The sequence below is a fragment of the Ruegeria arenilitoris genome (assembly GCF_013030985.1).
Classification (GTDB): Bacteria; Pseudomonadota; Alphaproteobacteria; order Rhodobacterales; family Rhodobacteraceae; genus Ruegeria; species Ruegeria arenilitoris_B.
Map to the genome: position 1 here is coordinate 892,444 of NZ_WPYP01000001.1, position 12,316 is coordinate 904,759.

The 12,316-nt window shown below is 59.7% G+C and carries 10 protein-coding genes; 4 read left to right on the plus strand and 6 right to left on the minus strand.

Annotation, left to right across the window (positions count from 1 at the left end; genetic code table 11):
* Positions 1-28 precede the first annotated feature (28 nt).
* A complete protein-coding gene (locus GOX88_RS04420) occupies positions 29-874 on the minus strand; it encodes a HalD/BesD family halogenase (protein WP_170399679.1) in 846 nt (281 codons plus the stop codon).
* A 424-nt stretch (positions 875-1,298) separates the two neighbouring features.
* Between GOX88_RS04420 and GOX88_RS04425 the strand changes: the two genes are divergently transcribed.
* The 3 genes from GOX88_RS04425 to GOX88_RS04435 all read left to right on the plus strand — a co-directional run bounded on the left by GOX88_RS04425 (position 1,299) and on the right by GOX88_RS04435 (position 4,720).
* Entirely contained in the window at positions 1,299-3,050 is a 1,752-nt protein-coding gene (locus tag GOX88_RS04425; protein WP_170399681.1) for an acetolactate synthase 3 large subunit, read from the plus strand.
* Positions 3,051-3,109: 59 nt separating this feature from the next.
* The gene (gene ilvN / locus GOX88_RS04430; RefSeq protein ID WP_170399684.1) at positions 3,110-3,670 is read left to right on the plus strand and encodes an acetolactate synthase small subunit; all 561 of its coding nucleotides are present in this window, start codon (positions 3,110-3,112) and stop codon (positions 3,668-3,670) included.
* A 297-nt stretch (positions 3,671-3,967) separates the two neighbouring features.
* Entirely contained in the window at positions 3,968-4,720 is a 753-nt protein-coding gene (locus tag GOX88_RS04435) for a helix-turn-helix domain-containing protein (protein WP_254436143.1), read from the plus strand.
* Position 4,721: 1 nt separating this feature from the next.
* On the opposite strand, the gene GOX88_RS04440 is transcribed toward GOX88_RS04435, so the two are convergent.
* From GOX88_RS04440 to prfB, 4 genes are all read right to left on the minus strand, one after another.
* On the minus strand, positions 4,722-5,504 hold the full coding sequence (locus GOX88_RS04440; protein ID WP_170399688.1) for a DUF2189 domain-containing protein: 783 nt from the start codon (positions 5,502-5,504) through the stop codon (positions 4,722-4,724).
* 30 nt (positions 5,505-5,534) lie between these two features.
* On the minus strand, positions 5,535-6,929 hold the full coding sequence (locus GOX88_RS04445; protein WP_170399691.1) for an amidase: 1,395 nt from the start codon (positions 6,927-6,929) through the stop codon (positions 5,535-5,537).
* Between the two features lie 105 nt (positions 6,930-7,034).
* On the minus strand, positions 7,035-7,709 hold the full coding sequence (locus GOX88_RS04450) for a M50 family metallopeptidase (protein ID WP_170399694.1): 675 nt from the start codon (positions 7,707-7,709) through the stop codon (positions 7,035-7,037).
* Positions 7,710-7,733: 24 nt separating this feature from the next.
* Positions 7,734-8,861, minus strand: a complete 1,128-nt coding sequence (prfB, locus tag GOX88_RS04455) for a peptide chain release factor 2 (RefSeq protein WP_170399697.1) — start codon at positions 8,859-8,861, stop codon at positions 7,734-7,736.
* A gap of 77 nt (positions 8,862-8,938) precedes the next feature.
* Between prfB and GOX88_RS04460 the strand changes: the two genes are divergently transcribed.
* On the plus strand, positions 8,939-9,769 hold the full coding sequence (locus GOX88_RS04460) for an aminoglycoside phosphotransferase family protein (protein ID WP_170399700.1): 831 nt from the start codon (positions 8,939-8,941) through the stop codon (positions 9,767-9,769).
* Here the strand turns inward: GOX88_RS04460 and GOX88_RS04465 are convergent.
* The gene (locus tag GOX88_RS04465) at positions 9,766-12,252 is read right to left on the minus strand and encodes a penicillin-binding protein 1A (protein WP_170399703.1); all 2,487 of its coding nucleotides are present in this window, start codon (positions 12,250-12,252) and stop codon (positions 9,766-9,768) included. The two genes, GOX88_RS04460 and GOX88_RS04465, sit on opposite strands and share 4 nt — an antisense overlap.
* Positions 12,253-12,316 lie beyond the last annotated feature (64 nt).

Sequence of the window (12,316 nt, forward strand, 5' to 3'; positions counted from 1 at the left end):
GAAAAACATGGCCACAGCCTAACACATCTCAGTCCAGCAACTGATCCTTTCTCAGTCCTTCCCGTTCATGATGACGCGGCAACACCCGCCCATAGAGTTGCTGCGTGCGTTCAACACTGCCGCACATCCCTTCAGCCTCGACAAACGAGAAAATCCCGACATAGCGGCTGCGCCCGCCCTCTACCGGGGCCACCCTGTGCAGCGCATATCTGCCTTTGAAAATCTGCAGGTCGCCAGGTTGTAACTCCAGCTCGCGCACCCGCGACTTGTCGCCGTCCAGAATGGATGCCACTTCCCTGAAATTCTCATCCTCGGCGGTTCTCAGGTTCGGGACATATTCAAAGGTGCCCCCGGTCTCGCCGTTCTGGATGGCCAGCGTGACGGTGTAGTTGTTGGTGTCGAAATGCCAGGGGAACCCCTGCCCCTCTTCCACTACGTTGATGATCACGTCGGCCAGCGGATCGTCATAGCGAAAGAACCGATCTTCGCTTTCGTTCAGAGCGTCGCGGATGAACGGCATGAAGCCCTCGAACTCATAGATGCGACGCAGCGGGCCGGTTCGGGGAAAGTTGTCCGCCGGAACAAAGGCGTTCGACCGGTCGTAAAACCGGCGGATTGGGTGGCCGATTCCAAAGCTCGGGTCATCCTTGGTAAAATAGGCGTTTGTGCGATTGAAAGACCGGTGCGCTTGTGGCGCGACCGCGTCAGCCTCCTTGACCAGCACCTCAAGTCCCGCCTCATGGACAAATCCCGGTAACACCGCGCACCCGTCCTCCTCCAGTTCCCGCCGCAAGTCGGTAACCATCTGGTCATATGCGCGTGAGCCCGGACGATCGATAGGGTACCGACCAAGATCAACCAAATCCGCCAACATGAACCGCCTCCCCAACTATGATCGTTAGGATCAGCGTGCCGCAGCCGCCAGAGGCTCTCATGTCAGTTTAAGACATTGCCTTGACGCAAACTGACCAGTTCAAATTCAGATTCTCACCCCATCGACAGAACGCAATTGGCGGAAATTCCCCACCTGCGGCAATCTGCGCAATAAAATGTCGCAAAATCCGCTCTCGGGGTTACAAAATTGGTACGATTGCCTGTTGACGCCCCGTCGCACCGCTCATAATGTCCCTCCACGCAAAAAGAGGAGCCTCTGGCGATGAAAGCGCTAGTCGTAATCGTAGGAAACACGCGCATGGGCCGGTAACGGTAAACCATAATCGAACCCATGCGCCTCCGAAAATCTCGGGGGCTTTTTTTTGGCAAAACGCAAGACACATGTCGCGAACGGAGCAAAGCAGATGACACGTGAGATGACCGGCGCAAAGATGGTTGTTCAGGCCCTCAAAGATCAGGGCGTGGACACGGTATTCGGATACCCCGGTGGCGCCGTGCTACCGATCTATGATGAGATCTTTCTGCAAAATGACATCCGTCACATTCTGGTGCGGCATGAACAGGGCGCGATCCACGCTGCCGAAGGCTATGCCCGGTCGACCGGCAAGCCCGGCGTAGCTTTGGTGACCTCCGGCCCCGGTGCCACCAATGCGGTGACCGGCCTGACCGATGCGTTGCTGGATTCGATCCCGATCGTTGTTCTGACCGGTCAGGTTCCGACCTTCATGATCGGTTCGGACGCGTTTCAGGAGGCCGACACCGTTGGTATCACCCGCCCCTGCACCAAGCACAACTGGTTGGTGAAAGACACGGACTCGCTGGCCGAGACGCTGCACGAGGCATTCCACGTCGCCACCTCTGGCCGTCCCGGTCCGGTGCTGATCGACGTCCCGAAGGACGTTCAGTTTGCCTCGGGCGAATACTCGCCGCCCAAACCGTCGACCTCGCATTATCAGCCTGTTCTGAAAGGCGATCTGGAAGAGATCACCGAACTGGTCGCCGCGATAGAGACGGCGAAAAAGCCCGTGTTCTACACCGGCGGCGGCGTCATCAACTCAGGCCCGGCGGCCAGCCAGTTGCTGCGCGAGCTGGTTGATGCAACCGGCTTCCCGATCACCTCGACCCTGATGGGGCTGGGCGCCTACCCGGCATCGGGTGAGAACTGGTTGGGCATGTTGGGGATGCATGGTCTTTATGAAGCCAACCTGGCGATGCATGACTGCGACCTTATGATCAACATCGGCGCCCGGTTCGATGACCGGATCACCGGACGGATCGACGCGTTCTCGCCGAACTCGAAAAAGGTGCATATCGACATTGATCCGTCGTCGATCAACAAGGTCATCCGCGTTGATATCCCGATTGTCGGCGATGTGGGCCATGTGCTTGAGGATGTCCTCAAGGTCTGGAAAGCGCGCGGCCGCAAGACAGATGCAGCGGCCGTCAAAAAGTGGCAGGCGCAGATCAGCGACTGGCGCAAGGTCAACTGTCTGGCCTACACCGCCAGCGAAAAGACGATCAAACCGCAACACGCGCTGCAACGTCTTGAAGAACTGACCAAAAACCACGACCGCTATATCACCACCGAGGTTGGCCAGCACCAGATGTGGGCCGCGCAATACCTTGGCTTCGAAGACCCCAACCGCTGGATGACGTCGGGTGGCCTGGGTACGATGGGCTATGGCACCCCGGCTTCGATCGGCGTGCAGATGGCCCATCCGGACGCCTTGGTGATCAACGTGGCCGGTGAGGCCTCGTGGCTGATGAACATGCAGGAGATGGGCACCGCCGTTCAGTACCGCCTGCCGGTGAAACAGTTCATCCTGAACAACGAACGTCTGGGCATGGTCCGGCAGTGGCAGGAGCTGCTGCATGGTGAGCGGTACTCGCATTCCTGGTCCGAGGCCCTGCCCGATTTCGTCAAACTCGCCGAGGCATTCGGCGCCAAGGGTATCCTGTGTTCCGACCCCGCCGATCTGGACGATGCGATCATGGAGATGATCAATTATGACGGTCCGGTCATCTTTGACTGTCTGGTTGAAAAGCACGAGAACTGCTTCCCCATGATCCCGTCGGGCAAAGCGCATAACGAGATGCTGCTGGGCGAAGCCGAGACGCAGGGCGTGATCGACTCCAAAGGTTCGGTTCTGGTTTGACGACATACCGTTGGACGCCGCGCGCGCCCGACACCACAAGGATGATGAAAGGGACGTAAATGTCTGCCCTACATATCAAAAAAGGCTCCACCCGCCATTCGGCCTATAACCTACGGCCCACCTTTTCGGACGTTCAGGAACGTCACACCATCGCGGTTCTGGTCGAAAACGAACCGGGCGTTCTGGCCCGTGTGATCGGCCTGTTCTCGGGCCGTGGCTACAACATCGAAAGCCTGACCGTGGCCGAGGTCGACCACACCGGCCACCTCAGCCGCATCACCATCGTCACCACCGGCACCCCGCAGGTGATCGAGCAGATCAAAGCACAGCTGGGGCGGATCGTTCCGGTGCACGACGTGCATGACCTGACCGTTGAGGGTGACTCAGTTGAACGCGAGCTGGCTATCATCAAGGTTGTCGGCGCTGGCGACAAGCGGGTCGAGGCGCTGCGTCTGGCAGATATCTTCCGCGCCAACGTGGTCGACAGCACGCTGAACTCCTTCATCTTTGAAATCACCGGCGTACCGGACAAGATTGATGCTTTTGCAGATCTGATGCGCCCGCTGGGCTTGGTCGAAGTGGCCCGCACCGGCGTCGCGGCCCTGCTGCGCGGCGAATGAGTTCTACCCCCACCCTGTCGAAAAGTCCGACGTGGGTGGGGGGGTTCCGGCTTGGCAAACCCGGCCCTTGCACAGGGTTTGACCATCCTTGGCCGTGTCTGGTGCAATAAAGCCGAAAAAGATCACGCAAAATAAAATAAAGCCTATTGCGTTTATGGCAATCAACGCTAGCCTCGGGGTGAGACGCGGCGTTGGGATGCGCCCGTTCGTGTCATCTGTACGATTTCTACGTGTTGACGGCCTGCCGGTCGATCATGTTGCGTATATCGAAACAAGTCGCGAGAACCTGGGACGCCCATGACCAACTCCATCCGTAACCCGGACGAACTCCGCCAGATGTTCGGTGCCAATCTCAGGCGACTTGCGCGGCAATACAGCTCGGTGTCCGAGCTTTGCCGCCAACTGGGAATCAACCGCACACAGTTCAACAGATATCTGGCCGGCGAGAGCTTTCCACGCCCCGATGTTCTTGACCGCATCTGCAGGTTTTTCGAGGTCGACGCCCGTATTCTGCTGCGGCCACTGGACGAGATCGACCACGCGCCCTCGCACCCCGCAGCCTCGGCCCTGACCGATTTTCTGGGCTCTGGCCCGTCAACGCTGACCGAGAACCTGTTTCCGGCCGGGTTTTACTATGCCACCGAAACCGAGCTGGATGATACGCAGCCCTCGCGGCACAGGCTGTTTCACGCGCGCCGGCTGCCTCAATGCACGTTGGTGCGCGGATACGAGCCGCGCCCCGGAATGCCCGGAGCCGCCCCGAATGACCGCGAGGTTCAGGGGATCGCCGCCTGCGCTGGACGGCAAATCTATATCCTGATGTCGAGCCGGGCATCACAAAACAGCCGGATTTACCTTGTGACGCGCGGATCGGACGAAAACGCGGACAGATGGCGCGGGGTTGCGATCTGCCTGTCGAAAACCACGGCCAGCGCCACGACAACGCGACGGATATTGCTGCGCCATCTGGGCGAGAATTCCTCGGCAATTCTGGCGGCGGCACGCACCGCGCGCCACTCGGAAAGCCCTGTTCAGAAAGCCGCGGGCTGAGTTACCCCTTGGCCTGATCGGACGACTGTGTGATCAGCCGATACAAATGCCAGCTTGCGTGACCTAACAACGGCATCACAATCAGCAAGCCCAGAAACCACGGGATCATGGCAACAAAGGTCAGGACCGCGATGAACACGCCCCAGACCAGCATTATGCCCAGATGGTCACGTACATAGGCAAAGCTGGCAATCATGGCGGTCACGAAATCCAGCTCACGATCCAGCAGCATAGGGATTGACAGCACGGTGATCATATACAGGATCGTCGCAAACACCGCCCCGACAGCGGTTCCCACAGCCAGCATCGTCAACCCGTTGGCCGTGAAATACACCTCCAACGAAGTCGAGACATTGGTCATTGTCGACAGCCCCATGAACAGCGCAAAGATCATGTGGCCCAGAAAGAACCAGAACAGAAACATCACCACGATGATCGCGCAGATCGAGGGCAACTGACGCCGCCCCTGCTGTATGACAACGCCGAAAATTGCGCTGAAATCCAACGGCTCTCCCTGCTCCAGCCGATGCGATACCTCATACAGCCCGACCGCCGCAAACGGGCCCAGCAGGGGAAACCCGATCGCCGCAAGCACCAGCCAGTACGAGGTTCCGGTTTGCACCGTGACCCAGGCGATCGCCCAGCCAGCCAGCACATAGAACGCAGCGAACAGCAAGCCAAAGACCGGCGCCCGCCGGAAATCACCCCAGGCCCTGCGCAATGCTTCGCGCAGCATCCCCATGTCCACTGGCCCCAGGTTCGGAACGCCGAAAGGTTTCTCCATTATGTCTCTCCTCCCTTGCCGGCCCCTCCATCAGGCCGGTCGTTTTTGTGGCCACCGGGTGGCGGCGTGATAGGCCGCACCGATGGACAGGATATGCGCGTCCGTTCCCCGCGGGCCAAAGACCTGCATCCCCATCGGCAGCCCCGCGGTTCCAAAACCGACAGGCACGGACAGGCATGGCAAGCCGATCAGGCTGACCGGCACCATGACCTCCATCCAACGATGATAGGTGTCCATCTGTGTTCCGGCGATCTCAGTCGGGTACGGTGTCTCAACCTCAAAAGGCCAAACCTGCGCCGACGGCAGGACCAGTGCGTCATAGTCCTGAAACAGCGCGGCCGCGCAGCGGAACCACTCTGACCGCGAAACGCTGGCCTCATGAACTTGCATCGCCGTCAGGGCCAGCCCCCGGTCCAGTTCCCACCGCGCAGTGTCCTTCAAGGCTGCCCGTTGTTCCGACAACTCCGCAAGACCGGCGGCCACACTCCACGCGCGCAACGTGACCCAACTGTCCCAGATCTGATCAGCCGGGAAAGGCGCGGCAACCGGGACAACTTCGGCCCCAAGTTGCGCAAACACATCCAACGCGTCCCGGCACACTTCGCGAATGCCGTCCTGAAATGAAAATGCCCCACCCCAATCATCCAGCCAGCCGATCCGCAGACCGTGCATATCGGCAGCCTGAACCGGCGATACCGCAGGGCTGGCAGTTCCATAGGGCTGCCGCGAATCCGGCCCCGAGATCACGTCCAGCAACAGACCCAAATCCTCGGGGCTGCGTGCCATCGGGCCAAGCGTCGAGAGCTGATGCAGATACCCGTCACCCGCAGGCTCGGACGGCACCCGCCCCCAGCTGGGCCGAAACCCGTAGACATTGTTCCAAGCGGCGGGATTGCGCAAACTGCCCATCATATCGGACCCGTCTGCCAATGCGACCATCCCTGTGGCCAGCGCCACAGCCGCGCCCCCCGACGACCCACCACTGGTCCGCGCCGGGTCATAAGGATTGCGCGTCGCTCCATAGACCGGATTGAAGGTATGAGACCCCAGCCCAAATTCCGGCACGTTAGTCTTGCCGATCAGGATCGCCCCCGCCGCCCGCATCCGCGCGGCAATCAGATCATCCTTCCGCGGCACATGATCCTTGAAAATCGGCGAACCCTGAGAGGAAACGATCCCGGCAACGTTGACCAGATCCTTGACTGCAATCGGCAACCCATGCAGCGCCCCGCGGTTCGGCCCGGCATCCAGCGCCCGTGCTTCAGCCAGTAAATCACCCGGATCGCGCAGGGCAACGATGGCGTTCGCCGACCCGTTGGCCGAGGCAATCCGCTCCAAGGTCGCCTGCATCAACTCTTCAGCTGACAACCGCCCTGCGGCGATCGCGTTCAACAAGTCGATAGCAGTCGTCTGGCTCAAATCCATCCCTGGCGCGTCCCTCCTCGGGGGTCAGCCTAGCCGGGGCACTTCTCTATTTAAACCCACTGTTTGAATACATCTTTTGAAAAAAGCCACTGGCGATCAACAGGTCTATTGGCCAAAGCTCAAGTTGCTATCGCGCCCAAGGAAGTATTTCAGGCACAGAAAGATCGACGAGAGGCTGATGACAAGCCATGCACCGCCCCACAGCATCGTAGTGCCGCCGAATTCCTCGGCCAACATATACGCATCCGAACGTATGCCCGCGCGGCGGATCGTGTCGTCAAAAATATCATAGGGGACATAGATCATGCTGGTCAGCCCTATGATCCGCAGAAACAGATCGCATAGCGGTCGACTTAGATACCAGGCCATGGCGAGCATCCCAGCACCGACAATACCGCAGAACAGCATCGCAAATGGCTCGCGGACGTAAAGTAAGGTCACCAACAGCATGACCCCACCGAAGCCACCCAGCAACGCCCGGTCCCAATGCGTTCGCAGGGCAACAAACAAGAGCCCCATGCCAAGCGCCAATGATCCAAGGTAACCCGCCGACAGGCTCAGAAAGCGATTGCCTCCTCGGGCCGTTACAAGCCCACCCTGACGCGGAGAGATGGAGAAGCTTTCCACCGATCCTCCGGTTACGACAACCACAATCGCGTGCGAAAGCTCGTGCAGGAACACGACAAGAATCTTCAGCGGAAGCACGATCGGAGTATGCCAGAGCGCAAACACCAGTGTGACAATCACGATCAGTTGCCAGTGGCCTTTGATCATGCTCATCACGTATATCCTGCTGGTCTGCAGTTAGCCTTCGCCCTGCGCCTCGGACCGGCTTTTGCCCGCCACGTTCAACGCCAGCGTTGCCGCCATGAACCCGTCCAGATCACCGTCCAGCACCCCTTTGGTGTCCGAGGTCTCGTGGTTGGTCCGCAAATCCTTGACCATCTGATAGGGCTGCAACACGTAAGACCGGATCTGGTTACCCCAGCCTGCGTCGCCCTTGGCTTCATGCGCCGCGTTGATATCAGCGTTGCGGCGGTCCAGCTCCTGCTGGTACAGGCGCGATTTCAGCGCTTTCATCGCGATATCGCGGTTCTGGTGCTGCGATTTCTCGGACGAGGTCACAACGATGCCAGTCGGAATGTGCGTGATCCGCACCGCCGAGTCCGTGGTGTTCACGTGCTGACCGCCCGCCCCCGAGGACCGGTAGGTGTCGATGCGGATATCGGCCGGGTTCACCTCGATCTCGATATTGTCGTCAACCACCGGATAGACCCAGACCGAACTGAATGAAGTATGCCGTTTGGCCGCCGAGTCATAAGGTGAAATCCGCACCAGACGGTGCACGCCGCTTTCGGATTTCAGCCAGCCATAGGCGTTGTGGCCGGAAATCTTGTAAGCGGCGGATTTGATCCCCGCCTCTTCGCCCGCGGTCTCAGATTGCAGCTCGACGGTATAGCCTTTCTTCTCGGCCCAACGCACGTACATCCGCGCCAGCATCGAAGCCCAGTCGCAGCTTTCCGTGCCACCCGCGCCCGAGTTGATTTCGAGGAAGGTGTCATTGCTGTCGGCCTCGCCATCCAGCAGCGCCTCAAGCTCTTTCTTGGCGGCTTTGGCCCCCAGTTTCTTGATGGCGTCCTCGGCGTCGCTGACGACCTCTTCGTCCTCTTCCATCTCGCCCAGCTCAATCAGCTCGATATTGTCGCTGAGGTCGGTCTTGATGGATTCATAGGTCTCAATGGCGTCCACCAGCATCTGGCGCTCGCGCATCAGTTTCTGCGCGTTCTCGGGATTGTCCCACAGGTTTGGGTCCTCGACCCGCGCGTTGAATTCCTCAAGACGATGCGGGGCGGTTTCATAGTCCATACGCTGCGCCAGCAGCTCCAGCGACTTTTCGATTTCCGCCACGGTGTTCTGGGTTTCGGCGCGCATGGTCTTGTCCCAACTTGCTCAATCAGGCCTGCGTGATAGCAAGAGCGCGAGACCACCACAAGGCGGGTGCGGCCTGAATGACTGATGTAACGCTTGAGTATCCGAATAGCTGGGGGCTGACGATCCTTGAACAGGTCGCAGACACCGGTCTGGCCAAACTGTGGAAGGCCCGGACGCCAGATGGCAATCTGGCGGCCTTGAAACTGTATCGCAAACCGGATCGCGGGAATGAAGCCCCGGCAACACAGCTGTTGGCGCGCTGGCAGGATCGCGGTGCAGTGAGGGTACTCGCAGAGACAGGAAATGCCGTTCTGATGGAATGGCTTGAAGGCCCATCCCTGGGTGACATAGCGCGCAGCGGCCAACCAAACGAAGCGTGCCGTTTGCTGGCAGAAACTGCGCGGCGATTGCATGCCGAACCAAGGCTTGATCCAAACGGGCTGAAAAATCTGAACGCAGTTTTCGCACCATTGTTCAACTGTTCTTTCTCAGCGAGTTGCCTGCCCCCCCTGAGGCAGGGCATGGTCAGGGCGCTGGATTTGGCGCGATTCCTTTTGGAGGTGCAGAACACGGTCGTCCCACTGCATGGCGATTTGCACCATGACAACGTCATCCAAACCGTGCATGGCCTGCGGGTCATCGACCCCAAAGGGTATCTGGGCGATCCGGCGTTCGAGCTGGCCAATGCGCTACGCCACCCCAAAGGTATGCCGGACCTTGTGCGTCAACGTGCACAGACGGATCAGTGTATCGCGCTCTATTCCGATGCCATGTCAGTTCAGCCCAAGCGCCTTGCGCAATGGGCTGCTGCAAAATGCGCGTTGTCGATCTTTTGGCGATCCGAGGGAACCATCACGGACGACCACGAGGCGAACCTCCTCAACCTGCTTCTGAGAGCGGCCGATTAGTAAAGGCCGCCGCCCTGCAGATCACCCTGGCTGGCATTGGGGCCAACGGTGATGGTGTTGCCGGTCGAGGTGGTCACCTGACGGCCCGAGCTGGCCTCTTCAAACAGCGGCAAGTCTGACCCCATCGCAAAGCCACCGTCATAGACGCGGTCGATAAAGCCATCGACACCATCGCGGAAATACTCGGCCACGACGTAGTCACCGGTCGCATCCGCTGGCAGACGTGCGCCGCTGAACCGGTCGATCTTGATGAAATGGCCACCCTCGGGCACTTCAAACGGGCCACCGCCATATTTCTCGACGGCTTTTTCCATGAAGCTCTGGAACACCGGGCCACACATGGTGCCGCCATAGGCCCCCCGCCCCATCGGGCGCGGGCGGTCATAACCGATATAACAACCCGCCACGATATTCGAGGTGAAACCGATGAACCATGCGTCCTTGGATTCGTTGGTTGTGCCGGTCTTGCCCGCGGTCGGCACAGGCAGGTTGACGACCGACGACGCGGTCCCCCGATCCACCACGCCCTTCATCATCGAGGTCAGCTGGTACGCCGTGATCGCGTCCATGACCTGAGAGCGGTTGGTCTCGATGGTCGGCGATTCATCCGGCTCCAGCCAGGCCGAGTTACAGTCCAGACACTGCCGGTCATCATGACGATAGATCGTCTTGCCGGACCGGTCCTGAATACGGTCGACCAGAGTGGGCTCGACCCGCTCACCACCATTGGCAAACATCGCGTAGGCGGCAACCATCTTGTAGAGCGTCGTTTCCTCGGACCCCAGCGAGTTCGCAAGGTACGCGCCCATTCGGTCGTACACGCCGAACCGTTCGGCGTACCCTGCCACAACAGGCATCGTGACCTCTTGCGCCAGACGAATGGTCATCAGGTTCCGCGACTGTTCAATCCCGGTGCGCAGCGGCGTCGGGCCGTAGAACTTGTTCGACGAGTTCTTGGGACGCCACAGACCCTGCGGCGTGTTCACCTCGATCGGCGCGTCCACAACGATGGTGGCGGGGCTATAGCCACTGTCCAGCGCCGCAGCGTAGACGAAGGGCTTAAAGCTCGACCCCGGTTGACGCTGTGCCTGCGTGGCGCGGTTGAACACGGAATCCTGATACGAGAAGCCGCCCTGCATCGCCAGAACACGGCCCGAGTTCACGTCCATCGCGACAAAGCCGCCCTGCACTTCGGGCACCTGACGGGCGGACCACTGGCCCTCTTCACCGGCCATCACCAGAATGACGTCGCCGCGTTTGAAGTTGGCTGCGAAATCGCCCTGCATCCATTTGATGTCGGACCGCGGAATGACACCATCCGCCGGGCCGTTTTCAATGCCCACGGTCAGCGATTGTTCACCCACGTTCAGAACCACTGCCGGATACCACTGCGTCGGCAGCACCACGTCGCGGGGGATTTCCATGATTGCCAGCGCGTCGCGCCACTGGGCTTCGTCGGCCAGTTTCTCCTCGGGGATCACCTCGCCCGTGCCGCGCCACTTGCCGCGCGACCGGTCGTATTTCTGCAAAGCCGTGCGCAGGGCCTTGGCGGCCTCGACCTGCATTTCTTCATCGACCGAAGCGCGGACGGTGAAGCCGCCGGTAAAGAACTCACCCTCACCGAAATCCTCGCTCAGCTGGCGGCGGATTTCATCGGTGAAGTAATCGCGCGGCGGCAGCGCGGTGCGGAAGCTTTCAAAGTCACCGTTCTGCACCGACCGCAGCGCCATCTCGACCTCGACGTCATAGGTCGCCTGATCGATATATCCGTTCTGCCGCATTTCACGCAGCACGTAGTTTCGGCGGTTCAGCAGGCGTTCCTTTTGCCGCACCGGGTGGTAGTCCGACGGCGCCTTGGGCATCGCAGCCAGCGTCGCGGCCTCGTGCGGTTCAAGTTCCTGCAGTGTCTTGTTGAAATAGGTCTGCGCGGCGGCGGTCACACCATACGAGTTCTGGCCCAGAAAGATCTCGTTCATATAGAGTTCGAGGATCTGTTCCTTGTCCAGTGTATCCTCAAGCCGGGTGGCGAGGATGATCTCTTTGATCTTGCGTTCTGCGCGCCGGTCACCGGACAGCAGGAAGTTCTTCATCACCTGCTGCGTGATCGTCGAGGCACCACGGACGTTTTCGCCCTTGGACTTTACCGCCTCGACCCCGGCGGCGATGATACCGCGCGGGTCATAGCCCTGATGGGTGTAGAAGTTCTTGTCCTCAGCCGAGATGAACGCCTGCTTCACCAGATCGGGAATTTCTTCGGACGGCGTGAACAGGCGGCGTTCCTGCGCGAATTCATCGATCAGCTGACCTTCGCCCGAGTAAATCCGGCTAATCGTCGGCGGTTTGTACTGCGCCAGCGATTCATGGCTGGGCAGGTCGCGGCCATACATCCAGAACACCGCGCCAATCACCAGCGCGGCCATGAAAATACCCAATGTGACGAGGCTGAAAATCGCCCCGAAAACGGAAAGAATGAAACGGATCACGTTGCTGCCTTTTACTCGCGCTGCCGCCTATATAGGGATGACGCGGCGCAGGGTCAAAACACGA